Below are 26,769 nucleotides of genomic sequence, written 5' to 3' on the forward strand. Positions count from 1 at the left end.
CCGTGAAAGACTTTAAAAAATATTATATCATTCCGGCCGATCCTGAGGAGGTTTACCTGGCCCTTACCAATGCTGCAACCATTCAATTATGGACAGGTGATGTTGTAGAAATGGATGCCACACCAGGTGGTGAATTTTCTATGTGGGATGGTGCTATAGTGGGTAAGAATATTGAGCTGGATCCTGGAAAAAAGATAGTACAGCAATGGTATTTTGATGGCCAGCCCGAGGAATCAATAGTTACTATTAAACTACATGCGGATAAAGCTGGAACATCAGTTGAATTACGCCATGCCAACATCCCCGATGAGGATTATAATGACATTACAGAGGGGTGGAACGATAGCTATTTTGCCTCCCTTATAGAATTTTATGAGGATTAGATAAAGTAAAAAGTATATAAACAACAACGCCCGCGGATTATCCGCGGGCGTTGTTGTTATATCAATAAGTGCTTATGCAGTTACTTCCGGATGCACAAATACTTTAGAGTTGATTTGCGCACCGGCTTTTTCAAGGGTAGACGCAACGGAGCAATATTTACCTAATGAAAGGTCAACTGCTTTGGCTGCCTTATCAGGGTCAATATCTCCGTAAAGGTGAAATTCAACCTCAATATTTTGCCATAAAGATGGTTCCACACCCGCTTCGCGGTCGCCGTTAATAACCATTTTATAATCTTTTACATCCTGACGCTGTTTCTTCAATATAGCAATTACGTCAATGGCCGAGCAACCTGCCAAACCCATTAACAATAACTGCATAGGGCGGGCGCCATAATCCAAACCTCCGCTTTGCGGATTGCTGTCCATTTTAACAATATGTCCGTTTTCGTCTTTGGCATCAAAGCCATAGTCGCCGCTAACACGGCTTAATTCAATTTTTGGCATAACTTAAATGTAAAAAGTATGCTAAGTTAAACATAAGCCACCGCATTCTTTTTGATGTAGTTTAAGTTTAATGTAATTTTAAACCCTATAGTAATTAACCTGATGATGAAAAAGATCCTTATCACCCTTATTTTTTGTTGCGTGGCTTGCGTTGGTTTTGGGCAAGGCAAATTAATATCATACGAGGAAGTGAACCTCATGCTTCACAACAATATCAACAGGAACGACAGTTTGTTATTGGGCAAGGGTTACACACAAAAAGCAAAGAACGAAAAGAAGAAAACCCGCGAATATACGTTAGCTACTAACAGGGGTACATTTGTAAATGTAGCTTTGCGTGCGGATGGTCGCAGGATGTTTATTGAGGTAGAAACTAATGACAACCAGCAATATGATATACTGATTACTTCTATTAAACAATACCCTTATAAAAAGGATGATATTGGCGATGTGGAAGTATACGTTTTAAAAGATCTGGGAAGTATCTACATAACCTCAAATCAGAATAATCCCGATCCGTTAAAAAAATACCACCTGATTCAGATAGCTCCGGATAAAAATGTGATGGCGTATGATTAATATAAACTGACCAACTTTACAATTGGTCAGTTTGTGATCATAGCTCAAATTTGTGTATTGAAAGCTGTCCCAAATGGTGGACCAAAAAAACGATTTCTCATAAGATTGCCATGAAATCTTAAAGTGCCAAAATCTTAAAACATTGATTATCATAGGCAAGTTGTCCAGGTTGATTGTTTAATTTATGCAAGGCGCCTATTTAATTGGGACAGCTTGGTGTATTGAATTGAGTAACTTAAAGGGATGTGGTGCCTGGTTTTAAGAAGTTGATATTGCGTTTCAGGCCGGCGTATTTAGTGCGTTTAACCGCCGATTTTTGGAAGACCTTTTTAAACACATCCTCTGTTATCTCTTGAATGTCATCACGACTCAAACCTAACAGATCGGGATGCGGGTCAAACGGCGGTTCCGAATGAATTACCGAGAACTTGTTCCAGGGACATACATCCTGACATATATCGCAGCCAAACATCCAGTTATCCATTTTGCCTTTAAATTCGGCAGGGAGTTCATCTTTCAGTTCAATGGTGAGGTAGGAGATGCATTTGCTGCCATCAACTACGTAGGGGCCAACAATTGCATCGGTAGGGCAGGCATCAATACAACGGGTGCAGGTACCGCAATGATCGGCAGTTGGCTCACTATCGTACTCCAGTTCAATATCAACAATCAGTTCGGCCAAAAAAAAGAAAGAGCCGGCCTTTTTGTTGAGCAGATTGCTGTTCTTGCCTACCCATCCTATTCCTGCCTTTTTGGCCCAGGCTTTATCCAAAACAGGAGCTGAATCGACAAAAGCCCTGCCACCAACTTCGCCGATCTGCTCATTTATGGTTTGGAGCAACTGCTTAAGCTTATCCTTTATAACAGCGTGATAGTCCTGACCATAAGCATATTTGGATATTTTAGGAGCAGATGGGTCGGTTTGCCGGGCATCGGTGTAATAATTCAGCGCCAATGAAATTACCGACTTTGCCCCGTCAACCAACAAACGTGGGTCGAGACGTTTATCAAAGTAATTTTCCATGTACTGCATTTTGCCGTGCATGCCTGCGTTAAGCCAGGCCTCCAGGCGAGGTGCTTCTGCTTCCAGGAAACCGGCTTTGGCAATGCCGCAAAACATAAAGCCCAGTTTTTTGGCTTCATCTTTGATTAGCTTACTATATGCTGAACGGCTTTGTTGCATTGCAGGCAAAGATAGCACAATTAAAAACACCCATTTTTATACAACTACCAAAAACTAAAATCATGGAAAACCAAACAAATGATCCGATAGAAGAACAAATCACCAACAACGATGATTCAGTTACTAATAAAGATGGCGACAATATGTTAGAACAGCAGGAGGGTGCCAATGTGCAGGATAAACCCGACGAAGTACGTGTGCCTACGGTTACGCCCGGCAGTGAAGATGCAGAAGCGGCAGACGATGTAGTTGAAGAAGATACATCCGTAACAGAGGATGACGCCTCCAACAAAGGTCAAGGCCCAAAAGGAGAAAACCTTTAAAAGCAAAAATCCCTTAGCAATTAATGCTAAGGGATTTTTGCTTTAACGCATGCTCTATTAAAGGGCAGCTGTCACTCTGAAGTTTCTCGGAGTGCGACTAAATGTTGGTTTAACAATCTCTCTTTCGCTGCTGCTGTAAGCTTCCAGTTCGTTTTTGTTGACGCTTGCAGTAGCACTGTAATCAATGTGGTAGTTTTGAATCATTCCATACAAATCAGCACGGGCATTGTCGTTTACTGTGATGTTGGCTGCAACCGCATCAACGTCTAAACTTGCTATGGCTTTATCGTTCAAATCTATGTTTAATGACAAAGCTGATAAACCATTGTATGATTTGATAATAGCATGGTCATTAGCAGTAATAGCACGAAGATCGGTTACCGTAACCAAAACTATTAAAGCATCATTTTTATAAGAAGCTATACGCAGTGTACCGTCCTCATTCTGAACCATAGCGTTTTGCGCGTAATAGTCATTGTAAACTTTAACGCCATCTTCTTTACCGTTGGTAATATAGACTTCCACATTGCCACTGGCTTCTATTTTGTTGATATGGCCGGCGCTTGTTAGGGTAACCGCGTCATCGTTGGCTTGGGCAATTGTAATAGTGCTAATTAATAATGCTACTGTTGCAATGATTGTTGTGAATTTAGTTTTCATGTCTTTTATTTTTAATGTGTGAGTATGTTATTTTTATTAAATACACCTCTATGACATGCTGAAAGACAGAAAGTTAAATTGACTATAGTGTATAGTAGACAACCAGTTGTTTTGTGCAGGCGAAAGCCAGCAATGTGTCGTCAAATAGTTTTAAACTGATGGGGTAGGTATGCAAATAAAAAAGCCGCAGTCCCGTTGGATGCGGCTTTCGTTATATTTTCTAAGCTTTTACTTAGAAGCTGTTTTTAATGGCGTTGTGCAATGTCTTGGTGCTCCAGTAACCACTATCTAAAATACGGCGAACAGTCATAAGCGGATCATTGGCGTCGCGCTTGTCGGCTAACTGGAATGCCATTTTGAAGCCGCGTTTGTGCAACTCAGGCAGATTTTCAGCATTCCATATACCGAAAGGAAAAGCAAAATAAGTTATTTTTTTGCCCGTTATCTCTTCCAGCTTGGCAGTTGGTTTATCTAATTGCGTAACCCAATCATCTGTTGGTTTAAGCGTTACCTTACCATTTTTACCCAATATTTTCAGAGAAGAGTTATGCGACAAGCGGTCAAAACGGTGGTGATCCCATGTGTGGCTGCCAATCACATTACCATCATCCGATAGCTGTTTGATCTGTTCCTTACTCATGTAGTTAGGGCGACCAATGGATACCGTCATGATGAAATACACAGCCTTGAAACCATATTTTTTCAATTCGGGGGCTGCAATGGTGAACTGATCAAGGTCAGTATCATCAAAAGTTAGCATAATAGGCTTGCTTGGCAGCTTGGCGCCTGTAGTTAAATAAGCATATAACTGATCTGGTAGTATAGTGTGATACCCGCTATCGGCCAAACTTTTTATTTTCTCTTTGAAAGCTGCGACCGGAACGATATAGTCTTTAGCTCCTTTTGAATCTTTTGGTCGCCAGTCACGTATTTGGTGGTAGCAAAGTATAGGCACTTGCTTGCGCGCCATAATGGCTTCCTTATCAATTTTTACCGGCCCTGTTGGAGCGGCAGGTTCATTTGCAACTTTGGTATTCGCAGCAGGGATTGAATCGCCTACAGCGCCCTTTTTTTCTGATTTTGACTGGCATGAAGTAGCAAGCATTAAACTCGCCAGCAGTAACGATTGGTATGATTTTAACATAGTAGATATAATGCAAAAGCGGATTTAAAGTTTTGCTTTTAAAACAAATATATACAAAACTGTTTGCCGCAAATTATTGATTAAAATAATGAAGGAGTACCACCTGGTTTTATTTTACCAAGGTGCTTGTAAGCGCTCTCTGTAGCTTCCCGGCCGCGTGCGGTACGCATCAGAAAACCTTCCTGTATTAAAAATGGCTCGTAAACTTCTTCAATGGTTCCTTCATCTTCACCAACGGCGGTAGCGATGGTTTTTAAGCCTACCGGACCGCCTTTAAACTTGTCGATAATGGTTGACAATATTTTGTTGTCCATTTCATCTAAACCGTGTTCATCAACGTTTAACGCGTTAAGTGCATATTGAGCAATGTTGGTGTCAATGCGTCCGTTGCCTTTTATCTGCGCGAAATCTCGTGTTCTTCTTAACAACGCATTAGCTATACGTGGCGTACCACGACTTCTGCGGGCAATTTCATAAGCGCCTTCATCACTAATCGGAGTTTTTAAAATAGAGGCAGAACGCAAAACGATAGTAGTAAGCAACTTCGCATCATAATATTCTAATCTGGAATTGATGCCAAAGCGAGCCCTAAGTGGCGCAGTCAATAAACCGGAGCGTGTGGTAGCGCCAACCAGGGTGAAAGGGTTTAAAGATAACTGCACCGAGCGGGCGTTGGGTCCGCTCTCCAACATAATATCTATCTTAAAATCTTCCATTGCCGAATACAGGTACTCTTCAACCAACGGACTTAAGCGGTGTATTTCGTCAATAAATAAAATGTCTCCGTTCTCCAGATTGGTAAGCAGGCCTGCGAGATCTCCCGGTTTATCAAGTACCGGCCCGGATGTTATTTTGATACCAACGCCCATTTCATTGGCTATGATATGCGATAGTGTTGTTTTTCCCAATCCGGGAGGGCCGTGCAATAAAACATGGTCGAGCGCTTCGCCGCGTTGGCGCGCTGCCTGTACAAATATTCTTAAATTGGCGAGTATGTTATGCTGACCTGTAAAATCCTCAAAAGCCTGTGGACGAAGCGCTTTCTCAATGTCGCGCTCTACAGGAGTGAGGTTCTCAAGGTTGGGATCGAGATTTTCGTTCATTGCCAACGAATTTAGCATTTTTTTATGAGTCGGAAAGTCCGCAAGTTAGAAAGTCCGAAAGATAATTTGAATGACAATAGTCAAAATTGTCGCTTTCGGCTAAATCATCCCTCGGGATACTTCCTGAAAATTGCATTTATCCGCATTTGGATAACGCCGAAAAAAGCCTCCTTAAATATGCCTTTTGACATCTTTGACTCGCCGGCGGTTCGATCTGTAAATATAATGGGCACTTCCTTAACCGAAAAGCCATGTTTTACAGCGGTGTATTTCATCTCGATTTGAAAAGCGTAGCCTACAAATTTTATCTTGTCTAAAACTATAGTTTCTAAAACTTTGCGTTTGTAGCACATAAATCCGGCAGTGAAATCCTGAATGTCAACGCGGGTGATAAATCGAACATATACGGACGCAAAATAACTCATTAGCACACGACTCATGGGCCAGTTAACCACATTTACACCTTTTATATAACGCGAGCCAACAGCTACATCTGCTCCTTCAACACAAGCGCGCCTTAAACGCAGCAGATCTTCAGGATTGTGCGAAAAGTCAGCATCCATTTCAAAAATATAGTCATACTTATGTGCTATGGCCCATTTAAATCCATGGATGTAAGCAGTGCCAAGACCTTGTTTCCCTGCACGCTCTTCAATAAAAAGAGAATCCGGGTAAACGTTTCTTAATGATTTTACAATGATGTTGGTACCATCGGGTGATCCGTCGTCAACAATTAGTATATGAAAGTCATGAGGCAAAGAAAATACCTTACGGATCATCTTCTCGATGTTCTCGCGCTCATTGTATGTGGGTATAATAACTAAGCTATCAGGCACTTATTGATTTAGATAATGCAGCTTTAAATTTCGGCTAAAATAACAGAAATAGCGGCTTTAAAAAATAAAAAAGCAGGACCTGTTATTTGGTCCTGCTGTATAACGTTGAGCTACTTTATAAATTGTTAGTTTCTGCAATTACTTCGTTGTCATCAACACCAACGTAACTGCGCTCTTTTAAACGTGGAGATATAAACAAAAAGGCAACGAAAAAAGCAGCACAAATTATTACAAACATCCAATAGAAATCGGCGCCCGTAAATTGTGCAAAAAAACCTCCTTCTGAAATATTTCCGTTTATTAAAGCCACAGACAGATTACCCGCTGCTACTGTTAATAACCAAATAGCCGTCATTGTACTTTTCATCGATTTAGGAGCCTGTGTATAAGCATATTCAAGCCCTGTAATAGATACCAATACTTCGGCAGCAGATAAAACAACGTAAGCAAATATTTGCCACCATACAGACGGATGGCCACCTTTGTCAACGCTCTCCTGTACTATCGCTATAATTACAAATGACAAAGCGGTTAAAGCTAAACCTGTTCCAATTCTGCGCAGCGGGGTGGTTTTTAATCCTATTTTATCAAAAAATGGATAAACAAAATAGGTGAATAAAGGAATGAATGTTAGTAAAAATACCGGGTTAGCAGTTTGTACCTGTCCTGGTAAAATTGTAAAATTAACAAATCCCAGATTAATGTGTCTGTCTAATTTCTCAGCCTGTAAAACCCATTCAGATAGATTTTGATCCCACATGGCCCAGAATATAGGAGCAAAAGCAAACACAGACATTACACGGTAAACGGCTTTAACACCTTCAACTTTTTCAGGATCGTAATTACCTTTGGCAACATCAAGTAATGATTCGCCTTTCTTTTTCTTGCCCATGTTTAACAGCGCGTAAACAGATATAAAAACAAAGTTATTTCTGTTTATACCGCTTGGAGGCACACGGACATATTTTTTGCGGCCTAAAAAGAATATGATAGTAGCCAGCGCCATCAACAAGCCCGGAATTCCAAATGCCATACTAGGGCCGTACTGATCATAAACCCAGGGAATCAGCACTGTTGCAATTACCGAACCCGAATTAATGCTGAAATAGAACCAGCCGTAAACTTTTGACATTAAACTTTCGTTTGTTTTGTCAAACTGGTCGCCTACGTTAGCTGACACGCACGATTTTATACCACCGGCACCAATAGCTATCAGCAATAAACCCACCAGGAACATATCAAGGTTGTTTTCAAATATTGCCAGAAAAAGGTGGCCAAAACAATAAACAATTGATATGTAAAGAATGATTTTATATTTGCCTGTAAACCAGTCGGCAACTAAGCCGCCTATGAAAGGTAGGGTGTAAGCAAGGGTAACAAAAAAGTGGGTGCTCTCATTGGCTTTAGCTTCAGCAACTGTTTGCAGCGCCGGATTCATTGTTGGGTTAAAGAACTGCGCCACCAGGAAGGTCGCCAGAATGGAACGCATCCCGTAGAAACTGAAGCGTTCAGCTGCTTCATTGCCAATAATAAAAGGAATACTTTTAGGGTAACGCGGTTTATTTGCTGCGGTGGCCGCAGTTATTGTTTCGGACATAAGATCAGTTTAATGGTACGAAAATACTATTTATATTGTAAATACAAATTTGCTAACTAACAGGCCATAGTTACTTTACAAGCTATTACTGGACTGTTTTTCGGGGAACAGGTTTAACTTCCAATCGAGGCATTTCTGTAGGTTTAGGGTCTATATAACTGGCATCACTTTCATTGGGCACATTGCGCATATCCAGGTCTTCAATCAATTCCCATCTGCCATTTTTTAGCTTGTAACCGTTGTAACTCAAATCAGGGCCGTAGGTTTCAGGCTTATCTTTTGATTTTTTATCCGGAGCTGCCAGGTTATCAAAAACGATCAGGTTCTCCCCAGGCACGTAACGTAGCAGCATGGAAGCCTGACGGGTATATTGAAAAACCACCCTGTTACGCTTCTTTTCTTTGCTTGCAAAAATTGGCATACCTAATACCGGCTTATCATTTCTGAAGGTAAGCACATCTATTACCTTTTTGGTTGATCGGTCGGTGTAACCTTTCCATCCCAATAAAACGTAATGCGGATCAGCGCCCTGTACCGGGATGATGGTATAGTACTGCGCGCCATACCACTTGGCATTGCTGGTAACCGTATCTTCCGGATGAGCCATCAGCGGCGAGTAGTCTTCTAAAGGGTATAATTTCAGAGGCCCGCCGGTGTTCATCTGTATTGCACCGTAAAAGCGGTAGCTGCCATCATCATGCGCAATATGCCAGCTAAATATTCTGAAACGATTATCGGGCGAGTTAAGGACACTAATAGTTTTTACAGAATCAAACTTATATAAATAGGAATTGGGCGTTTTAAGCGCGCTTACCAGCGTTTTTATAAATACGTAATTGGCGTTTTTTCGTTCAGGTTCGCCTGGATTATTAACTATTTCAGCGCCGAGGTGTTTTAAACTATCACGGTACATATTTAGTGTAGTGATGTCCTTTTGCGAGAATTGCGCATAGCCTTCTCTAAGACCCAGGAGAGCGATAAATAAAAGGAATAATTTTTTGATCACTATTTATCTAATTGTTATATGCGTTAACGTAAATTTTCAATAACAATTGCGCTTGCTCCGCCGCCTCCGTTACATATGCCGGCAGCACCGTACCTGCCGTTGTTTTGCTGCAATACATTAAGCAAGGTTACAATAATGCGTGCGCCTGATGCACCTAACGGATGTCCCAACGATACGGCGCCGCCATTAACGTTCACTTTTGCAGGATCAATCTCCAACTGTTGATTATTGGCTATCGCTACAACAGAGAAAGCTTCATTTATTTCGAAGTAGTCGATATCACTCAAAGACAAATTTGCTCTTTGAAGTGCCAGTGGAAGAGCTTTTGCAGGTGCTGTAGTAAACCATTCGGGAGCCTGCTGAGCATCGGCATAAGATAGTATGCGGGCCAGGGGTTGTAAGCCCAATTCAGTTGCTTTTTCATCGCTCATTAACACCAGCGCTGCGGCTCCATCATTTAAGGCAGATGCATTAGCGGCTGTTATAGTGCCATCCGCTTTAAATACCGGCTTCAGCTGTTGTATTTTATCAAATTTTACTTTTTTAGGTTCTTCGTCTTCTGAAATAAGCGTCGTCGCACCGCTCTTGTCTCTTATTTCCAAAGGAGTTAATTCATCAATGAATTTTCCTTTCAATTGTGCCTTTAACGCCCTTTTGTACGACTCAATAGCGTATTCGTCCTGTCGCTCACGGCCGATGTTGCATTCAGTAGCACACAGCTCAGCAGCCGAAGCCATGTGATAATCGTTATATACATCCCACAAGCCATCTTTTAACAAACCATCCATAAGTTGACCATTCCCTAAGCGGTAACCTGTACGCGCCTTATCCAGATAGTAAGGCACATTGCTCATACTTTCCATGCCACCTGCCACAACAATTTCATTTTGACCCAGCGATATGCTTTGAGCTGCAAGCATTATTGCCTTCATACCTGATGCGCAAACTTTGTTAACAGTAGTAGCGGGTAAATACGGCAGACCTGCAAACATGGCAGCCTGTGTTGCAGGAGCCTGACCTAATGCGGCAGACAACACATTACCCATCAAAACTTCTTGCACGCTGTTCGGCGTTATACCGGCTTTTTTTATTGCCGAAGCTATTGCAAAACCGCCCAGTTGAGTTGCAGTAAAGGCTGATAAATTGCCGCCAAAGCTACCAATAGGTGTACGGGTTGCTGATACAATTACAACTTGTTTCATAGCATTTGATCAAATACAAAATTATTGGTTTATTCGAACTTATTTGAAGCCTGAAAAAAAGAACGATGATTAACTCTGAATACAGCTCATCAACTACTCAATAGGGGTAATATCTTTCTTCTTCCTCTCCAAATTGTTTCTTTATGAAAAATAGTACAATACTACCTAATAGCGTCGCTATCATTGTGGCTACCCATAACCAGTAACCTGCTTTATAAGCGGTAATGTATGATTCCCGGCCGGGTTGCTGATCGGCAATTTCGGTGAAAAGCAAGAATGATAAGGAAATTGCAGTTGCCGCGCCGCTGAAGTAGATGGCTTTTTTGGGTTGTTTTTTTAGGAACCACCACGCAGCCCAAAGTAGTGGATTTGCGTACCAAACCAAACCGGCAGCACTTAAAATACCACCTATGGCGCCCAATGCCACCATAGCAAATCCGTTCCAGTTACCGCCACAACGCGTTACCGTGCAAAAACCTTCCTGGGTAAGAGATATTACATAAAGCAAAATGCTTAATGTGAAAACTGTTTTAAGCGCTATAGGATAAGGATTATTAGTCATGCTGTTGTAGCAAAGCTAAATAAAATATACGCTTTTTATTATTAAAACAGATGTTTTACTTCGGATGACAACACTTCGCTGGTTAAGCCTTTTTTAGTCTTTAACGTAAGGTAGGATAAAGTGATATTGATTGGCAAACTACCTCTCATGAAGATGAGATGGCTGCAGTAAGTTAATCAAACTGCTCTTGCAATCGTACCAACCTGTCTATCATCAAATTAAGTTTCTCCTGCTCGGTTTTTACAAAGTGTGAACGTATGTACGAGCTACAGAATAAAATGAACAGCGCATAACTGCTGTAGGCTATTATTTTAAATATTGCTGACGAACTTTCTAACACTTCAAAAAAGTACAAAAGTAATCCTGTACTCATTAAAATTACATAAAGGTAATACAGCCAACCATACACTTCGGTACGGTTTTTTTGATACTCTTTAAGGCTTTGCAAATACTCGGCTGGGTTAATGGTTACATCCTGTTTGCTTATAATACGGTAGTCGCGCACCATCATCATGATATATAATAACATGGTAATGAGTATTATAGTAAGCCCAACGTAAGTAACCCAAGATGTAAACACAAAAAACAGCATAGCCGCAAACAAGCCTACTAAGCAGGCCCCCATACCGGTTATATTCCAAAACAGCTTACTGCTCATCCCGCTAATTCCCTTCTTCACCTGCTTCAGCACGTCATCTACTGAAAGCTGATCCCGTTTTGGCTGTTCCTGCCAAACCGACATTAAATGATCAAAGTCTTTCATATTGATTATATAATTCTGTTAATTTTTGTTTTATACGAAATATCTTCACCCTTAGATTGCCCTCGGATATACCGGATATTTCTGCTATCTCCGGATACGGAAGCTCATCTAACACCATGGTGATAATGATCCTTTCTGATTCCTCCAGCTTTGATATACATTTATACAATAACGCCACCTGTTCGTTCTTTGGCGAATAATCTTCAGGTTTTGAATCGGCCAGTTCCGGCGTCAGCTCATCTTTAGCCTGTCTTTTCTCCGAGCGTAAATAGGTTAAACACGTGTTCACGGCAATACGGTATATCCACGTAGATATCATTGCCTGGTTACGAAACTTCTCCAGATTTTGCCAGACTTTTAGAAAAGTTTCCTGTAGCAGATCGTTAGCCGCGTCATCATCGCCGGTATAACCATAGCATAAATGGTATATCTTTTTTGAGTTGGCCTGAAATATCTGCTTAAAAACAGCTTCCTTGTCTGACACGTTCAGTTAATGGTTTTCTTATTATGACGCTAATATAGGCAGTATGTTACAACACGTAAAGTTTCTTGCTGAACCAGGAGTGTTTTTTTTCGGCGTTATCTAATAATTGGTCGTATTCACTTATAAAATCAGCCTGTACGTCTTCGTGCAGTTTAGCAATAGTTGTTTTTATTTTTTCAATCTGCCGGGTTAGTATCAGGCGTAGCGGTTTATAGCTGCTTTTACGATCAGCATACTGTAAATAGTTATTGCAAAAATTAAGCAGCAGTTCAATTTCTGCCTCTTTTTCAGCTATAAATTTTACGTATTTGCCTATTAATCTTAAAATCTTTCGCATATACTTGGCAGCATTGTAACTTTGCACCGGCATTTGGCTAAACATAAATCCAACTTCGGCTTTAACTTTTTCAATAAAGGCAGCCTGGTTATCGGCTTCAAAAAGTAAATAGGCTATTAACTCCTTGTTCTCCTTTTTGTGCCTTGCCAGACGTAAGCACAGGTCGGTTAACTGCAAGGCAGATAGGTGTTGAATTTCTTTTTTGATATCCTGTAACCCGTAAGTGGTGGTACTCATGTAGTAATTAATGTTTATTTTAGGCAAATGCTCATTAACTGATATTGTCCAAATATGAAAAAAAACAAACTCACGCTGTACATTTTTATAGCGCTGGTTGCCGGTATTATTGTAGGTTATGTTTATAACACTTCCGTTTTAAGCGATTATAATAATAACATCAGCTCGGCCGAAAATGTTATTAAAACAATTGATAGCCGCATAGCCTCGTCAACAGATACTACCACTGCGCAATATGCTCAACTAAAAGTACAACGTGCCGAGCAGGTCAAAATCAGAACAGAAAGCAACAGTCAGCGTGAAAGCAAGGTAGAATATTTTACCATTTTAAGCGATATATTTTTACGACTGATAAAAATGATAGTTGCCCCGTTAGTGTTTACCACGCTTGTGGTGGGCGTTGCCAAAGTTGGTGATATAAAGGCAGTTGGCCGTATTGGTGGGAAAACTTTGCTTTGGTTTATCAGCGCTACATTAGTGTCACTGTTGTTGGGTATGTTATTAGTTAACTTCTTTCAACCGGGTGCAAAGATGAATATTATGCTGCCCGATTCGCACGTTAGCACAGGCATCCAAAAAGCAGCTATCTCCCTGAAAGATTTCATAACTCACGTTTTTCCTAAAAGCTTTTTTGAGTCGATGGTTACCAACGAAATATTGCAAATTGTTGTATTCTCTTTGTTTTTCGGTGTGGCTACTGCTTCAATAGGGGAGAAAGGGGAGATTGTTATCAAAGCTATGGATGCTATCGCCCACGTAATCATGAAAATAACAACTTCTATAATGGGGTTTGCACCTTTTGCAGTTTTTGGCGCTATCACAGCTATTGTGGCCAAGCAGGGCTTGGGCATTATATCAACCTACGCTATTTTTATAGGAGAATTTTACTTCTCGTTATTGGTGTTATGGATAGTAATAGCATTTGCGGGTTTTATTGTATTAAAGTCTCGTGTATTTAACCTTATTGGTAAAATAAAAGACGCTATGCTCATAGCTTTCAGTACTTCAACAAGCGAGGCTGCTTATCCAAAATTGTTAATGGAGTTAGAGCGCTTTGGTTGCAGCAATAAAATAGCAAGTTTTGTGTTGCCCTTAGGCTATTCCTTCAACCTTGATGGCTCTATGATGTATATGACCTTTGCATCTATTTTTCTGGCGCAGGCTTATAATATCCATCTTTCTTTCGCGCAGCAAATATCTATGTTGTTGGTGCTGATGCTAACGAGTAAGGGCATTGCGGGTGTACCGCGTGCATCACTTGTAGTTATTGCAGGCACTATTGCGATGTTCAATATTCCCGAAGCAGGTTTGGCCTTGCTTATTGGTATAGATCCGCTATTAGACATGGGCCGCTCAGCAACGAATGTGTTGGGCAACGCTATGGCTACTGCCGTTGTAAGTAAATGGGAGGGAGAACTGGATGGTAGCGAAGCTGTTTAATCTTCAATTGTCAAATATGTTTTAATTGTATCTTTGCGCGCTAAAGTGAAAGAGTTCGATAAATTGCTCATTCACTAATTCGCTCATTCACTAATTCGCTCATTCACTCATTTAAAATAGATGTATCAATTATCTAAAGGGAAAAAAATATTTCTCGCTATTTGTATCACGCTGCCGTTCTTAATATACTGTGTTTACTACTACAGCATCATGATAAAAAACGCTCCATATAAGTTTACAGAGTTTGAGTCATTTTCATTCCAATTTGGACCGAGAGGCAGCCTGCAAAACACTTACGATTCAAAAACAGGCAATTATCAATATGTGGACAGTAAGGATTCTGTAGTAAGAACCAAATTACACTTAAGTAATGATGATCTGCTTTATTTACACCGCAAGGCCGCAATGCAAGGTTTTTGGGATTTCCCTAAGGATGAAACTGGCGATAGCGTTAAAGCCGGCCTGCAACCATTACGCTATATAATTGAGTTTACTTACAAGCGTAAAAGCAAACGTGTAGTATTTGACCAGAACTACGTTGGCGACCCGAAATTAATAGACGCTAACAAGCAAATGATAAAGGAGATTGACCTGGTTATGGGCCAGGCAGAAGGCAGGCAGAAAAAGTAATTGAGTATTGTTTATTGAAATACTTATTTCTATATTTGCACCTCGAAATTTAAAACAAAACAAATAACAAACCATGTACGCAATAGTAAGTATAGCCGGACAGCAATTTAAAGTTGCTAAAGACCAGCAGATCTTTGTACACAGATTACAAGGTGACGAGGGCGCTAGTATTGAATTTGACAATGTGTTGTTAGCAGAAAACGAAGGTAAATTCAAATTAGGTTCTGATTTGCAAGGCGCTAAAGTATCGGCTAAGATCGTGTCTCATTTAAAAGGTGATAAAGTAATTATCTTCAAAAAGAAAAGAAGAAAAGGTTACAAAAAGAAAAACGGTCACCGTCAGCAATTTACCAAGATCGAGATCACTGGTATATCATTATAATTTAAGTTAAACACCGGTCTGTTTTTAACAGATCATAAAGATAATTAGAAATGGCACATAAAAAAGGAGCCGGTAGTTCACGAAACGGTCGTGAGTCGCACAGCAAACGTTTAGGTATCAAAATATTTGGTGGTCAGCCAGCAATTGCCGGTAACATCATCGTTCGTCAGCGTGGTACACAACACAACCCAGGCCTTAACGTAGGTTTAGGTAAAGACCACACTTTATTTGCATTGGCTGATGGTCAGGTGGTTTTCAAAAAGAAAGCAGATAACCGTTCATACGTTTCTGTTTTGCCTTTTGCTACTGCTCCTGTAGCAGAAGATGCTGCTCCGGCTGTAGTTGCTGAAGAAGCTCCAAAAGCTAAAAAAGCACCTGTGAAAAAAGCTGAAGCTGCTGAAGAAACAGAAGCTGCTGCTGAGTAATTTCAGGTTCAAAACATAAATAAAAAAGCCCTTATCAAAATGATAAGGGCTTTTTTATTGCCACAGCTTTTATTAATTCTTCCATGTATTATCAATAGCGTTGGCGTCTACAAATATGCCGCCGTCAAGTTTAACTTCTTTAAGCTCTTTACTTGCTTTTAACTTAAGGCTGATGTTTTTTTGGTCTTTTTCCCAAACAGCAGGGGTTTGATGGAACGTTTCGGTTGAGCCATCAGTATAAGTTACATTTACGTCAAATGGAATGGCAAAACCGCCTTTATTGTTTATTTCGATTTTTGCGTCACTTCCGGTTTTAGTAACTGAAAGTAAAGTTAAGTCGATGTATGAAGGTGTGTAGAACCAATTATAAAAGAACCAATCAAGATTTTTACCCGAGCCGGCTTTCATTGCGTTAAAGTAATCCCACGGAATAGGGTGTTTCCCATTCCAATTGTTCATGTAATAGTGCAAAGCTTTTTTAAACAAGGCATCACCTAAGTAATCTTTCAACGCTAAATAACTTAATGATGGCTTGCCGTACGCATTGCTTCCTGGTGAAAACGTAACTTCGGGGGAAGGGGTGATGATCGGGTTTTCTTGGTCATGTTTGCCGCGGGTCCATCCGTTAACGCGAAAGGCCTTATAAAACTCATCTGCCGCTTTCTGCCCCTTTTCGCTTATACCTATCAGGTATTCAAATGTGGTGGCCCAGCCTTCATCCATAAAAGCATAGCGGCTTTCATTGATACCCATATAGAACGGCATATATGTATGCGCTTGTTCATGATCTTGTACCAATTGTGCAAATGTTGCGTCAGTTTGTTTGCTGTCATTCATCATCATAGGATATTCCATATCCGCATAGCCGTGTACTGCTACGCTCTTTTCAAACGGATACGGTATGCCTGGCCAATTGTCAGAGAACCATTTCAAAGAATAACGGCTGAATTGTACAGAACGGGCAAAACTTTGTGCTGAATTATCATACGCTGCCTGGGCACTTACACGGCGGTGGGTTTTGCTGTCCAATTCAACACTGCCAGCATCCCAATTATAATGGTCGCTGATAGCTGCGGTAACGTCACTTATGTTTTTTGATGTGAATGTCCAGGTATTAGTAGCATTCTGAGCCGTAATGTTTTTTGAAGCGAGATCTTCAGGTGTTACAATGCGGATAGTAGAATCGCTGATTAAAGACGCTTTAAATCGTTTTGCATATTCAGGCTGCAGCACTTGATCCGGATTGGTGTGCGTGCCTGTTGCCCATACAACAAAGTTTTTTGGCGCGGTAACATTTAGCGTATAGTCATTAAAGTCATTATAAAACTCTAACGAGCCGGTATGCGGCTGCTTGTCCCAGCCTTGATAATCATCAAACACGGCAACGCGCGGATAAAAATAAGCCAGGAAATAAGTGGTTGGGTCAATGGCACCGTCGCGATCTTTTCCGTCGGCTATTTCAAAATGCCAGGTTATGTCCATTGCCACGGAGTCTTTCGGCATCAATGCTTTAGGCAAAGGCAACATATAATTGGTAGTAGTGGCTGCGGCATTATCCCATACAGCTGGAGTGCCATTTATTTTTAGTTGGTCAACAGTAACGCCTTGTGCTATATTAGGCGCGGCGTTTCTTCGCCCTGCACGGTGAACATTTACGATTAGTTTCATGTTCAAACTATCAAGCCTATGCGGACTGTTATTAAAATAAACAATGTGCTCTGTCCCGCTTACCAGTTTATTTGGTGGTGCTACGTTTACATTGATTTCATACCGCGCACGGTTTTGCCACCAGTTTTTGCCGGGCTTGCCGTCGGTTGTACGGGTACCGTTGGTGTAGCTGGGGGCGATACGTTCCGGGATGGTTAATTTCTGGGCTTTAGCGCCCATGAAAAAACTGCATGCAAGTGCAGGCAGAAATAAGTATTTCTTCATACGTATAATAATTCAGTTAATGTTGGAAAAGTTAATAAAAATAACGGCTTTAAGCAAAGCACCGATAAATTATTGTGCGGAAAGGATGTGACTGTTTAAAGTACATTAAAGTTGGAATCGGGGTCAACTTTGTCCAGTAACTCAAAGTTGATGGGGACTGAGCAAACCACCCGAACAGGAATACCATTTTTAGTGGCAGGTTTCCAGCGGTCCAATTTTTTAGCTACGCGAAGGATCTCTTTATCCTGAATTACTGACAGGCCACGCACGACTTTAAGATCGCTTAAACGCCCATCGCTTTCAATAGCCATTAGCAGATATACTTTGCCTTTGCGAAGGTTCAGCCTGTCCCAATAGGTATAAGGAATGCGTTTTAAGCGCTTGTAGAATTTCTCCATGCCGCCTTCGTATTCGGGCATGGCATCGGCATCGTTTACCATTACATTAACGCCTGTGTTAACGGCAGGATGTTGCGCTTGTAAACTTAATACAAACACAACAGCAAGTAAAGTGAGAAATACCTTTTTCATAACCGTAAATGTAATTTGTGCTTTAACTTAACTGGTTAATAAATATAAGCACTTATTAATTTGAACCAAAAAAAGTTAAAGCTTTACTCATTGGAAGTACAAAATTAATAGGGTAGGTAAATTGTGTACGCACGGGCTCTCCATTAACAATACCCGGGTTCCACTTAGGAGAAAGATTAACAACCCTCAAGGCTTCTGCATCAAGGTCGTCTACCGTAGGACGAATTACCTTACTATTAGTGATCTGTCCATCTTTTTCTATAACAAACGTAACCAATACACGGCCTTGTTTACCCCGCGTTCTGGACTTAACAGGGTACCGTATATTTTTAGCAAGAAATGTAGCAAACTCTTTTAACCCTCCCGGAAACTCCGGTGCTTTGTCGGTAGCGAGGTATATTTTATTTGCAATAGTATCGCTTTGAGCTTTTACTGTAAATGCGCAAAGTGCAATAAATAAGGTTAGTAAGGTTCTCTTCATAGAACCAAGTTACTAATTTTCCCTCACCATCAAGCTGTCAGCAAAGTTTCTCAGGTAGTCTTTTTTATCTTTAGCGATACCTAAACTATCTAACGCGGCAAATGCTTTTTCAGCATAAAACTGCATAGCACTTTCTGCATGGTGCCTAACGTCAACAGTATTGTAAATTTCTGTAACCGCTGCTACTTTATTAGCGGAATCAAACTTTGCTGCAGAAAGCCAGTTGTTCAGATCATCTTTGGCTGCACCTTCAGTCAGTTCAAGCGCTTTAATGAGTAAGTAGGTTTTTTTGTTAGACAAGATATCGCCACCTACTTGTTTGCCAAACTTCTTCGGATCTCCGTAAACGTCCAATATATCATCCTGCAACTGAAAGGCTAAGCCCAGGTTTTCGCCAAACTCGAGCAACAGGTCAGCATCTCTCATATCAGCTCCACCCACCAACGCGCCAATTTTTAAAGCGCCACCCAGTACTACCGCTGTTTTAAGGCGTATCATTTCAATATACTCAGGTATGCTTACATCAGCGCGGTCTTCAAACTCCATATCCAACTGCTGCCCCTCACACACGCCCACCGCAGTATCGTTAAAAATGTTCAGTATGGTGCGTAGCAGATGATCCTCTACTTGCATAATGAGTTTATATCCCTCAATCAACATAACGTCGCCTGAAAGTATAGCTGTATTTGAATTCCAGCGTTCATGAACAGTGGCGCGTCCGCGTCTGAGCGGGGCATTGTCCATGATATCATCATGCATCAGCGTAAAGTTGTGAAATACTTCAATAGCCAGGGCAGGAGGAATGGCTTTTTCAATGTCGCCGTCAAACAGGTCGCAGGCCATTAAAAGCAGGGCAGGGCGCATACGTTTGCCGCCCATATCCAGTATGTACGCTATGGGTTCGTAAAGTTTTGATGGATGCGCCGGGAACTGAATTTTTTCAACCGCTTTCTGTATAATTACCTGTAATTCGTTTATATCTCTCATGTATGTATTGTCAGGCTTTGTTAACCCTGAACCAGCGAAAAATCTATTTGCTTTTTGGTAAGATCAACTTGTTTAACTTTGATCTGTACTTCATCGCCAAGTCGGTAAATCTTCTTTTTACGCTGACCAATGATGGCAAAGTTTTTCTCGTCTAAAGTATAAAAATCATCAGAGATATCACGCAAACGGATCATTCCCTCGCATTTATTTTCGATGATCTCTACATACATTCCCCATTCTGTAACGCCTGATATAACCCCATCATATATTGTACCTATGTGGTCTTCCAGATACTCCGCCTGTTTGTATTTAACCGAAGCGCGTTCAGCATCAGCAGCGCGTTTTTCCATTTGAGAGCTATGCTGACTTAACTTCTCGTAATGTTCGGCATTAACAGACTGCCCGCCATTTAAATAATGAAACAACAAACGGTGCACCATCACATCCGGATAGCGGCGAATAGGAGAGGTAAAGTGTGTATAATAATCAAACGCCAAACCATAATGACTACTGGTTTTGGTGGTATAAATGGCCTTCGCCATTGAGCGTATAGCCAAATGTGTAAGTACGTTCTGCTCCTTTTTGCCTTCTACATCTTCCATAAGATGATTTAGTGAGCGTGCTACTTCTTTATCAGATTTAGTATTGATCTTATAACCAAACCTTGAAGCAAACTGCGCGAAGCTGGCCAGCGCGTCGGGCTTTGGCGAATCGTGTGCGCGATAAACAAAGGTGTATTTATGTTTGCCTTTACCTTTTTTGGATATAAATTCGGCAACCTTGCGATTGGCCAACAGCATAAAGTCTTCAATAAGTTTATGCGCGTCTTTGCGCTCCTTTACATAAACGCCAACGGGCTTGCCTTTTTCGTCGAGTTTGAATTTAACCTCGGTAGTTTCAAAGCTGATAGCGCCGTTTTTGAATTTGCGGTCGCGCAGAATGTAAGCCAGTTCGTTCAGCTTTAAAATATCTTCTTTAAAATCACCCTCTTTGGTTTCAATTACTTCCTGCACTTCTTCATAAGTAAAGCGGCGGTTAGAGTGGATAACTGTTTTGCCAAACCATTCATTTACAATGTTGGCGTTATCATCCAGTTCAAAAACGGCAGCAAAGCAAAGCTTGTCTTCATTGGGGCGAAGTGAGCACAAACCATTCGACAAACGTTCTGGTAACATAGGTATAACCCTGTCAACCAGATATACAGATGTTCCTCGCTCAAAAGCCTCTTTATCCAAAGGCGAATCAGGAATAATGTAATGCGCCACATCGGCAATATGAACGCCTACTTCGTAATTTCCATTTTCCAGTTTTTTGAAGGATAGCGCATCATCAAAATCTTTCGCGTCGAAAGGATCAATGGTGAAGGTAATCGTATCTCTGAAATCGCGACGTTTAGCTATCTCTTCAAGACTGATATCAGCCGGAATAGCTTCAGCTTCGTGTTCCACCTCGAGAGGGAAGGAAAGCGGGAAACCATACTCTGCAAGTATGGCATTCATTTCAGTATCGTTCTGCCCCTGTTGGCCCAAAACATGTTTTATGCGCCCAACCGGGTTACGTGCTCCAGCCGGCCAGTCGGTAATTTCTGCAACCGCTTTGATACCATTGGTGGCCGAGTTGAGCTCCGTCATAGGGATAAAGATGTCGTGCATCATCTTGCGGTCGTCAGGTATTAAAAAAGCGTACCTGTCAGACATTTTTACAACGCCCGTAAACTCAGTTTTAGCACGTTGTAATATCTCAATCACTTCTCCCTCTTTCCGGCGGCCCTTGGTTTTTGCGTATACGTAAACCTTAACCCGGTCGCCGTGCAGGGCATTACGCAATTTGCGTGGAGCAACAAAAATGTCGCTTTCTGCTTCGTCGTCCGTAACTATAAAGGCTGAACCATCATTGGTAAGATCAACTTTGCCTTCAACAAAGGTTTTTAATTCAAGTAATTGAAATTTACCGGGAGATACTTCTTTCAAAACCTGCTTAAAGGTTTCTTCGTCCATTATATCCCGTATCACATCGCGCGATTCGGGGTCACGTATATTTAGTTTGGCCGACACCTGTTTATAGTTAAGCGGTGTATTTCCGTTCTGCTCGAAAACATCGAGCACCATTTGGGTGAGAACCTTATTTATAGAGGAATTATTATTTTTCTTTTTAGACATAGAATAGATAGAATTTTAGATTGGTGCTTAATAGCAATGCTTCATTGTTTATAACGCTTTAGCGTTCGTGTTATTTGCTTTTACAACAACCATTTTTCCAAATATAGTGAATATGAAGTTAAACCGCTTTTAATACACACTTGGTATAGCCGATATTAACTTCCGTGTATACGCTTCTTTAGGCGCATTATAAATATCTTCAGGATAACCGGCTTCCACAATTTCGCCTTTGTTCATCACCATCATCCTGTCGGATATATGCCTGATCACCGCCAGGTCATGAGAAATAAAAATATAGGATAAGCCCAATTCTTCCTGTAGCTGACGTATCAGATTTAAGACCTGTGCCTGTACAGATACGTCAAGCGCTGATACCGACTCGTCGCAGATAATAAACTTCGGTTCCAGAGCCAGCGCTCGGGCAATTACAATGCGCTGCCTTTGCCCGCCCGAAAACTCATGCGGGTAGCGATTGAAATGATCGGGCGACAGGTTAACGAGATCTAATAACTGCTTTACTTTTTGTGTGCGTTGCGTATCGTTATTGTAAAGCCGGTGTACTTGTAAAGGTTCCAGAACAGCTTGACCGATAGTCAGCTGCGGATTCAACGACGAGTAGGGGTCTTGAAATATGATCTGCATGTCACGACGCATGGTTCTTAAAGCATCGCCGCTTAATTTCCTGATATCGTTGCCCTGAAAATTTATGCTACCTGCAGTTGGTTCAATTAAACGAAGTATACTTCGTCCAAGGGTGGTTTTACCGCAACCCGATTCTCCTACTAATCCTAAAGTCTCACCGTGATAAACCTCAAAGCTCACATTGTTTACCGCTTTTACAAAATTTTTATTGCTAATAAATAAACTTCCGTTTTGGCTAAACCAGGTACTTAGGTTCTCAACTTTTAAAATGGGTTTGCTATTATACAATTTTTCGCGCCGCGCTGTTATCTCTCCCGGTTGGTAGCCGTTCAATTGTCTCATGGTTTCAACAGTGGCCGACTTATAGGTCATAAAATCGGCGATTACGGGCAGTTTTTTTAGGTGAATGTTGACAGATGGCCGGCAAGCCAGCAAGCCTTTGGTGTAAGGATGCTGCGGGTTGTTAAAAAGTTCAGCAACACTACCCTGCTCTACAATATCTCCTCTGTACATCACCAAAACGTTATCGGCAATTTCGCTTACCACACCCAGATCATGCGAGATTAAAATGAGGCTCATGCCACGCTCATTTTTTACTTTGCGAAGTAACTCAATAATGGTTTTTTGAACGGTAACGTCTAAAGCAGTTGTTGGTTCGTCGGCAATTAGTAGTTCCGGGTCGCAGGCCAACGCCATCGCAATCATTACCCGCTGTTTTTGCCCGCCCGATAACTGATGCGGATAGCTGTCAAATATAGCCTCAGGGCGGGGGAGCTGTACTTCGTTGAAGAGTTCAATTGCTTTAGCTTTTGCATTGGTTTTATTTAAACCGGTATGCAATTGTATCGCTTCAATAACCTGAAAACCGCACGTAAGCACAGGATTAAGTGAGGTCATGGGCTCCTGGAAGATCATGGCTATTTTATTGCCACGGATACTGCGCATTTCCTTCTCACTCAGTTCAAACAAATTTGAGTTTTCCAGTTGGGCGCTGCCAGATATATTCGCATTTGTGTTTAACAACCGCATCAATGCTAATGAGGTAACCGATTTACCCGACCCAGATTCGCCAACTATACCTAAGGTTTCACCTTTATTAAGCGCAAAGCTGATGCTATTAACAGCCCTTACCACACCGTTTTGCATGTTAAAATCAACTGCTAAATTCTCAACTTTTAACATATTAGCCCACTATGGTAATGTTATCATCGGATATTAATTCTTCGCCCCGGTAGCGCCTTAGCAGTTGCGCGGTAGCAATCACATCTTTTTGGCAATACGTGCAAATACGTTCTAACTGGTTGTCTTTCCAGTAAACATCGCCAACCACGCTGCCATCAATATCGTCTTTGGGGGTTGGTATGTTAAATATGGCGGTAAGTAAGTTTAATGATGTGAAGCTTTTGTAGTCGCCAAACTTCCACAGTTCCATGGTATCTAAATGGTTGATCTCCCATGGTTTTTTGCCTGCAATCTCCAACTGTGCGGGCAGCGTTAATCCATTTATAAGCATACGGCGGCACAGATACGGAAAATCAAATTCTTTGCCGTTATGCGCGCAAAGCACCAAAGTGTTAGGCTGTCCTTTCAGCATTTTAGAAAAATTGATCAACACCTCGCGCTCATCATGCCCTGCAAAAGATTTAATACGCATACCCATGTCGCTGCCACCGGTGAAAATACCTACAGATATACAAATGATCTTACCAAACTCGGCCCAGATACCTGCGTTACGGTAAAAGTCTTCGGCGGTTTCTTCTTTGCGGTTATAAACTGTTTTTTTATCCCAAAGCAGTTTTAAATGATCTGGTACCTGGTCATACGTACTGTATTGCGGAACGGTCTCAATATCAAGCACCATTAAATTATTCAGATCGTATTGCTCAAGCATTTTTTACAGAAATTATTTAACGGCAATATAGTAAATGTACCAAAGCTTACATACGGCGTGATGTTGTATAGTTGTAAAATAAAAAGAGGCATCAGTTAAGTGATACCTCTTTTTATTTTATGTAAGATGGATAATTATTGCTGCGGAACAGCTTTAACTTTTACCACTATTTTTTTATCACGATCCGGTCCGTCGTCTGTTTTAATAGCCGGGCGGTGGGATGTTTTAGGGAAGAATATTAAAAGTGTTTCCGGGTCACCAACAAAATATTCGCCGGGAAGTGAGCTTTCGTAAAAACCAATATCGCTGTTAGCATTGAATGGTGTCGCCCATTTAGCATCTGAAGGAGGAGCCATCTTACCCATTTTTTCTTTACCTCTGATCACCATTTGCAGGTCAATGTATTTTTCGTGAACTTCCCATCTGCTCACATCAAATGTTTTTAAAGGGCCATCTGTAGTTATACCGTAAGCGTTAGTTCCGCTGATTGGTTTTGTTCCAACAGGTAAGTTTTGCAGGTCGGTAGTAGCTAAGTAGGTAAATACGCTATCCCACAAAGGTTTATTGGCATGATATTGAACGGCAAACTGTAGGTAATCCACACTTTCAGAGAGCTTTGGTTTAAAACCATTGCGCCATTCGCCTTTCTCGGCCCAGGCTTTAGCTGTTTTTTCGGTCCATTTTTTTTGCGCGAAAACAGTGTTTGCAGTGATAGCTAAAATTGCAAAGCAAGCTAATTTGTAAATGAATGTCTTTCTCATTTTTTGCATTTAATGTTGTATGATCGGCCTTAGCGGCGTATAATTGGATTAACAGACCAATTATACGAGTATTAGTTTAAACGCGGGAATGCCCGCAGTAAAATTTACGCTATAAAGGCTTAGTTTAAAGCGTTTCGCCTATTTCGATTTCGTAAAAATTAAACTGCTATTTGCTGTTAATTATGACAAGTAATTGTAAAATTGCCAATCATTATATTTTTCAATACCTATATTAAGGCAATAAACATTATTGTCAGTTAAGCTATTAAACCAAAAATGAACCAAACAAAAACAGGCAATTTCCGCTGGACCATTTGCGCACTGCTATTTTTTGCTACCACCGTTAACTACCTTGACAGGGCAGTGATCAGTTTGTTAAAAACAGATCTGACGAAAGAGTTTAGCTGGGACGATGGAGACTATACCAACATTGAAATAGCCTTTAAAATATCATACGCAGTTGGCTTACTCATATCGGGCAGGCTCATTGATAAGTTAGGCACTAAAATGGGTTATTTTGGGGCTACAGCATTATGGAGCGTATCAGCTGTTTGTCATGCGTTTGCTAACAGCACATTAGGTTTTGGTGTAGTGCGTGCCGCATTAGGCTTGAGCGAATCGGGCAACTTTCCCGCCGCCATAAAAACTACTGCGGAGTGGTTCCCCAAAAAAGAACGGGCTTTTGCAACCGGTATATTCAACTCAGGTGCCAATATAGGCGCTATAGTAGCGCCATTAACTGTGCCATTTATAGCAGTAGCCTGGGGATGGAAGTGGGCCTTTATCATCACAGGTTCGGTTGGTTTTATATGGCTGATACTGTGGCTGGCTATATATGAAATACCCGCCCGTCAAAAAAGAGTTAGCAAAGCAGAGTTAGATTACATTAACAGTGATGCCGATGAAAAAGACAGGGCCGATCAACTAACCGAAAGTACCAAAGTATCATGGTTCAGCTTGTTAAAATTTAAGCAGACCTGGGCTTTTTCTGTAGGTAAGTTTTTAACAGATCCTATATGGTGGTTCTATCTTTTTTGGTTGCCTGATTTTTTAGAGAGTCAATATGGCTTAAAAGGAACCGATATAGCGTTACCGGTAGCACTGGTTTATACCATATCAACTTTTGGTAGCGTGTTTGGCGGTTACTTGCCTAAAAAATTGATTGATAAAAACTGGCCGGTATTTAAAGCGCGTAAAACTTCCATGTTAATATACGCCATTGCGGTAATACCAATTGTATTCGCACAGGTATTGGGTAATATTAACATGTGGTTAGCGGTGCTGATAATTGGTTTAGCGACATCGGCTCACCAGGCATGGAGCGCAAATATTTTCACTACTGTATCTGACATGTTTCCTAAAAAAGCTATTGGTTCTGTTACAGGTATAGGAGGTATGTTCGGTTCAATTGGTAGCGTTTTGCTATCATGGTTGGTTCAAAAGAAGATGTTTATGCATTACAGGGCCATTGATCAGATTGAAACCGCTTATTACATTATGTTCTTTGTTTGTGGTATTGCATACCTGTTAGCCTGGTGCATAATGCATGTCCTGGTGCCGAGAATGAAACAGGTGGAGTTAGATTAATTGCAGATATTATATA

The 26,769-nt window shown here is 41.1% G+C and carries 29 protein-coding genes; 8 read left to right on the plus strand and 21 right to left on the minus strand.

What is annotated here, in order from left to right; translation table 11 throughout:
• Positions 1-2: 2 nt before the first annotated feature.
• Positions 3-383, plus strand: a complete 381-nt coding sequence (locus tag CLV57_RS09030) for an SRPBCC domain-containing protein (protein ID WP_100340974.1) — start codon at positions 3-5, stop codon at positions 381-383.
• Between the two features lie 72 nt (positions 384-455).
• Here the strand turns inward: CLV57_RS09030 and CLV57_RS09035 are convergent, their stop codons facing one another.
• Positions 456-890: an OsmC family protein gene (locus CLV57_RS09035; protein WP_100340975.1), complete on the minus strand. Its 435-nt coding sequence runs from the start codon at positions 888-890 to the stop codon at positions 456-458.
• A gap of 105 nt (positions 891-995) precedes the next feature.
• Here CLV57_RS09035 and CLV57_RS09040 point away from each other — a divergent pair, with 105 nt between their 5' ends.
• Positions 996-1,469 (plus strand): hypothetical protein, encoded by a 474-nt coding sequence (locus CLV57_RS09040; RefSeq protein WP_100340976.1) that lies wholly within the window; start codon positions 996-998, stop codon positions 1,467-1,469.
• Positions 1,470-1,704: 235 nt separating this feature from the next.
• On the opposite strand, the gene queG is transcribed toward CLV57_RS09040, so the two are convergent.
• Positions 1,705-2,652 (minus strand): tRNA epoxyqueuosine(34) reductase QueG, encoded by a 948-nt coding sequence (gene queG / locus CLV57_RS09045; protein WP_100340977.1) that lies wholly within the window; start codon positions 2,650-2,652, stop codon positions 1,705-1,707.
• Positions 2,653-2,714: 62 nt separating this feature from the next.
• Between queG and CLV57_RS09050 the strand changes: the two genes are divergently transcribed.
• Positions 2,715-2,975 carry a hypothetical protein gene (locus tag CLV57_RS09050; RefSeq protein WP_157799112.1) on the plus strand — a complete coding sequence of 87 codons (261 nt, stop codon included), beginning with the start codon at positions 2,715-2,717 and terminating at the stop codon, positions 2,973-2,975.
• A gap of 57 nt (positions 2,976-3,032) precedes the next feature.
• Here the strand turns inward: CLV57_RS09050 and CLV57_RS09055 are convergent, their stop codons facing one another.
• From CLV57_RS09055 to CLV57_RS09105, 11 genes are all read right to left on the minus strand, one after another.
• Positions 3,033-3,635 carry a GIN domain-containing protein gene (locus CLV57_RS09055; protein WP_100340979.1) on the minus strand — a complete coding sequence of 201 codons (603 nt, stop codon included), beginning with the start codon at positions 3,633-3,635 and terminating at the stop codon, positions 3,033-3,035.
• A 232-nt stretch (positions 3,636-3,867) separates the two neighbouring features.
• Positions 3,868-4,779, minus strand: coding sequence for a polysaccharide deacetylase family protein (locus tag CLV57_RS09060; RefSeq protein ID WP_100340980.1), 912 nt, complete (start codon positions 4,777-4,779; stop codon positions 3,868-3,870).
• Between the two features lie 80 nt (positions 4,780-4,859).
• Positions 4,860-5,882, minus strand: a complete 1,023-nt coding sequence (gene ruvB / locus CLV57_RS09065) for a Holliday junction branch migration DNA helicase RuvB (protein ID WP_100340981.1) — start codon at positions 5,880-5,882, stop codon at positions 4,860-4,862.
• A 104-nt stretch (positions 5,883-5,986) separates the two neighbouring features.
• Positions 5,987-6,718 (minus strand): polyprenol monophosphomannose synthase, encoded by a 732-nt coding sequence (locus CLV57_RS09070; RefSeq protein ID WP_100340982.1) that lies wholly within the window; start codon positions 6,716-6,718, stop codon positions 5,987-5,989.
• Between the two features lie 115 nt (positions 6,719-6,833).
• Entirely contained in the window at positions 6,834-8,315 is a 1,482-nt protein-coding gene (locus tag CLV57_RS09075) for a POT family MFS transporter (RefSeq protein WP_100340983.1), read from the minus strand.
• Between the two features lie 85 nt (positions 8,316-8,400).
• A complete protein-coding gene (locus CLV57_RS09080; protein WP_100340984.1) occupies positions 8,401-9,321 on the minus strand; it encodes a hypothetical protein in 921 nt (306 codons plus the stop codon).
• Positions 9,322-9,344: 23 nt separating this feature from the next.
• Positions 9,345-10,523, minus strand: a complete 1,179-nt coding sequence (locus tag CLV57_RS09085; RefSeq protein ID WP_100340985.1) for an acetyl-CoA C-acyltransferase — start codon at positions 10,521-10,523, stop codon at positions 9,345-9,347.
• A gap of 97 nt (positions 10,524-10,620) precedes the next feature.
• Positions 10,621-11,085, minus strand: coding sequence for a hypothetical protein (locus CLV57_RS09090; protein WP_100340986.1), 465 nt, complete (start codon positions 11,083-11,085; stop codon positions 10,621-10,623).
• A 172-nt stretch (positions 11,086-11,257) separates the two neighbouring features.
• Positions 11,258-11,848: a hypothetical protein gene (locus tag CLV57_RS09095; RefSeq protein ID WP_100340987.1), complete on the minus strand. Its 591-nt coding sequence runs from the start codon at positions 11,846-11,848 to the stop codon at positions 11,258-11,260.
• Positions 11,835-12,332 carry an RNA polymerase sigma factor gene (locus CLV57_RS09100; RefSeq protein WP_100340988.1) on the minus strand — a complete coding sequence of 166 codons (498 nt, stop codon included), beginning with the start codon at positions 12,330-12,332 and terminating at the stop codon, positions 11,835-11,837. Before CLV57_RS09100 ends, CLV57_RS09095 begins: the two co-directional genes overlap by 14 nt.
• A 46-nt stretch (positions 12,333-12,378) precedes the next feature.
• The gene (locus CLV57_RS09105) at positions 12,379-12,906 is read right to left on the minus strand and encodes a hypothetical protein (protein WP_100340989.1); all 528 of its coding nucleotides are present in this window, start codon (positions 12,904-12,906) and stop codon (positions 12,379-12,381) included.
• 54 nt (positions 12,907-12,960) lie between these two features.
• Here CLV57_RS09105 and CLV57_RS09110 point away from each other — a divergent pair, with 54 nt between their 5' ends.
• From CLV57_RS09110 to rpmA, 4 genes are all read left to right on the plus strand, one after another.
• Positions 12,961-14,346: a dicarboxylate/amino acid:cation symporter gene (locus tag CLV57_RS09110; RefSeq protein WP_100340990.1), complete on the plus strand. Its 1,386-nt coding sequence runs from the start codon at positions 12,961-12,963 to the stop codon at positions 14,344-14,346.
• A gap of 210 nt (positions 14,347-14,556) precedes the next feature.
• Positions 14,557-14,976 (plus strand): hypothetical protein, encoded by a 420-nt coding sequence (locus CLV57_RS09115; RefSeq protein WP_245856913.1) that lies wholly within the window; start codon positions 14,557-14,559, stop codon positions 14,974-14,976.
• A gap of 73 nt (positions 14,977-15,049) precedes the next feature.
• On the plus strand, positions 15,050-15,358 hold the full coding sequence (gene rplU / locus CLV57_RS09120; protein WP_100340992.1) for a 50S ribosomal protein L21: 309 nt from the start codon (positions 15,050-15,052) through the stop codon (positions 15,356-15,358).
• Positions 15,359-15,408: 50 nt separating this feature from the next.
• A complete protein-coding gene (rpmA, locus tag CLV57_RS09125; RefSeq protein ID WP_100340993.1) occupies positions 15,409-15,783 on the plus strand; it encodes a 50S ribosomal protein L27 in 375 nt (124 codons plus the stop codon).
• Between the two features lie 72 nt (positions 15,784-15,855).
• Here rpmA and CLV57_RS09130 read toward each other — a convergent pair whose 3' ends face one another.
• The 8 genes from CLV57_RS09130 to CLV57_RS09165 all read right to left on the minus strand — a co-directional run bounded on the left by CLV57_RS09130 (position 15,856) and on the right by CLV57_RS09165 (position 25,166).
• The gene (locus CLV57_RS09130; protein WP_100340994.1) at positions 15,856-17,715 is read right to left on the minus strand and encodes a M1 family metallopeptidase; all 1,860 of its coding nucleotides are present in this window, start codon (positions 17,713-17,715) and stop codon (positions 15,856-15,858) included.
• A 95-nt stretch (positions 17,716-17,810) separates the two neighbouring features.
• The gene (locus tag CLV57_RS09135) at positions 17,811-18,245 is read right to left on the minus strand and encodes an energy transducer TonB (RefSeq protein WP_100340995.1); all 435 of its coding nucleotides are present in this window, start codon (positions 18,243-18,245) and stop codon (positions 17,811-17,813) included.
• A gap of 55 nt (positions 18,246-18,300) precedes the next feature.
• Positions 18,301-18,726 carry an energy transducer TonB gene (locus tag CLV57_RS09140; protein WP_100340996.1) on the minus strand — a complete coding sequence of 142 codons (426 nt, stop codon included), beginning with the start codon at positions 18,724-18,726 and terminating at the stop codon, positions 18,301-18,303.
• Positions 18,727-18,738: 12 nt separating this feature from the next.
• Positions 18,739-19,713: a polyprenyl synthetase family protein gene (locus CLV57_RS09145; protein ID WP_100340997.1), complete on the minus strand. Its 975-nt coding sequence runs from the start codon at positions 19,711-19,713 to the stop codon at positions 18,739-18,741.
• 20 nt (positions 19,714-19,733) lie between these two features.
• On the minus strand, positions 19,734-21,872 hold the full coding sequence (gene rnr / locus CLV57_RS09150) for a ribonuclease R (RefSeq protein WP_100340998.1): 2,139 nt from the start codon (positions 21,870-21,872) through the stop codon (positions 19,734-19,736).
• 129 nt (positions 21,873-22,001) lie between these two features.
• Positions 22,002-23,696, minus strand: coding sequence for an ABC transporter ATP-binding protein (locus CLV57_RS09155; RefSeq protein ID WP_100340999.1), 1,695 nt, complete (start codon positions 23,694-23,696; stop codon positions 22,002-22,004).
• 1 nt (position 23,697) lies between these two features.
• Positions 23,698-24,405: a 3'-5' exonuclease gene (locus CLV57_RS09160; protein WP_100341000.1), complete on the minus strand. Its 708-nt coding sequence runs from the start codon at positions 24,403-24,405 to the stop codon at positions 23,698-23,700.
• A gap of 134 nt (positions 24,406-24,539) precedes the next feature.
• Complete coding sequence (locus tag CLV57_RS09165) at positions 24,540-25,166, minus strand: YhcH/YjgK/YiaL family protein (protein ID WP_157799113.1); 627 nt, start codon at positions 25,164-25,166, stop codon at positions 24,540-24,542.
• A gap of 276 nt (positions 25,167-25,442) precedes the next feature.
• Here CLV57_RS09165 and CLV57_RS09170 point away from each other — a divergent pair, with 276 nt between their 5' ends.
• Positions 25,443-26,753 (plus strand): MFS transporter, encoded by a 1,311-nt coding sequence (locus CLV57_RS09170; RefSeq protein WP_100341002.1) that lies wholly within the window; start codon positions 25,443-25,445, stop codon positions 26,751-26,753.
• Positions 26,754-26,769 lie beyond the last annotated feature (16 nt).

Source organism: Mucilaginibacter auburnensis, assembly GCF_002797815.1.
Taxonomy (GTDB): domain Bacteria; phylum Bacteroidota; class Bacteroidia; order Sphingobacteriales; family Sphingobacteriaceae; genus Mucilaginibacter; species Mucilaginibacter auburnensis.

Coding starts and splice junctions, on each gene's coding strand:
- CLV57_RS09035 (WP_100340975.1), bottom strand. CDS start 890: ATGCCAAAAATTGAATTAAGCCGTGTTAGCGGCGACTATGGCTTTGAT.
- CLV57_RS09040 (WP_100340976.1), top strand. CDS start 996: ATGAAAAAGATCCTTATCACCCTTATTTTTTGTTGCGTGGCTTGCGTT.
- queG (WP_100340977.1), bottom strand. CDS start 2,652: ATGCAACAAAGCCGTTCAGCATATAGTAAGCTAATCAAAGATGAAGCC.
- CLV57_RS09050 (WP_157799112.1), top strand. CDS start 2,715: ATGGAAAACCAAACAAATGATCCGATAGAAGAACAAATCACCAACAAC.
- CLV57_RS09055 (WP_100340979.1), bottom strand. CDS start 3,635: ATGAAAACTAAATTCACAACAATCATTGCAACAGTAGCATTATTAATT.
- CLV57_RS09060 (WP_100340980.1), bottom strand. CDS start 4,779: ATGTTAAAATCATACCAATCGTTACTGCTGGCGAGTTTAATGCTTGCT.
- ruvB (WP_100340981.1), bottom strand. CDS start 5,882: ATGAACGAAAATCTCGATCCCAACCTTGAGAACCTCACTCCTGTAGAG.
- CLV57_RS09075 (WP_100340983.1), bottom strand. CDS start 8,315: ATGTCCGAAACAATAACTGCGGCCACCGCAGCAAATAAACCGCGTTAC.
- CLV57_RS09085 (WP_100340985.1), bottom strand. CDS start 10,523: ATGAAACAAGTTGTAATTGTATCAGCAACCCGTACACCTATTGGTAGC.
- CLV57_RS09090 (WP_100340986.1), bottom strand. CDS start 11,085: ATGACTAATAATCCTTATCCTATAGCGCTTAAAACAGTTTTCACATTA.
- CLV57_RS09095 (WP_100340987.1), bottom strand. CDS start 11,848: ATGAAAGACTTTGATCATTTAATGTCGGTTTGGCAGGAACAGCCAAAA.
- CLV57_RS09105 (WP_100340989.1), bottom strand. CDS start 12,906: ATGAGTACCACCACTTACGGGTTACAGGATATCAAAAAAGAAATTCAA.
- CLV57_RS09110 (WP_100340990.1), top strand. CDS start 12,961: ATGAAAAAAAACAAACTCACGCTGTACATTTTTATAGCGCTGGTTGCC.
- CLV57_RS09115 (WP_245856913.1), top strand. CDS start 14,557: ATGATAAAAAACGCTCCATATAAGTTTACAGAGTTTGAGTCATTTTCA.
- rplU (WP_100340992.1), top strand. CDS start 15,050: ATGTACGCAATAGTAAGTATAGCCGGACAGCAATTTAAAGTTGCTAAA.
- rpmA (WP_100340993.1), top strand. CDS start 15,409: ATGGCACATAAAAAAGGAGCCGGTAGTTCACGAAACGGTCGTGAGTCG.
- CLV57_RS09130 (WP_100340994.1), bottom strand. CDS start 17,715: ATGAAGAAATACTTATTTCTGCCTGCACTTGCATGCAGTTTTTTCATG.
- CLV57_RS09135 (WP_100340995.1), bottom strand. CDS start 18,245: ATGAAAAAGGTATTTCTCACTTTACTTGCTGTTGTGTTTGTATTAAGT.
- CLV57_RS09140 (WP_100340996.1), bottom strand. CDS start 18,726: ATGAAGAGAACCTTACTAACCTTATTTATTGCACTTTGCGCATTTACA.
- CLV57_RS09145 (WP_100340997.1), bottom strand. CDS start 19,713: ATGAGAGATATAAACGAATTACAGGTAATTATACAGAAAGCGGTTGAA.
- rnr (WP_100340998.1), bottom strand. CDS start 21,872: ATGTCTAAAAAGAAAAATAATAATTCCTCTATAAATAAGGTTCTCACC.
- CLV57_RS09155 (WP_100340999.1), bottom strand. CDS start 23,696: ATGTTAAAAGTTGAGAATTTAGCAGTTGATTTTAACATGCAAAACGGT.
- CLV57_RS09160 (WP_100341000.1), bottom strand. CDS start 24,405: ATGCTTGAGCAATACGATCTGAATAATTTAATGGTGCTTGATATTGAG.
- CLV57_RS09165 (WP_157799113.1), bottom strand. CDS start 25,166: ATGAGAAAGACATTCATTTACAAATTAGCTTGCTTTGCAATTTTAGCT.
- CLV57_RS09170 (WP_100341002.1), top strand. CDS start 25,443: ATGAACCAAACAAAAACAGGCAATTTCCGCTGGACCATTTGCGCACTG.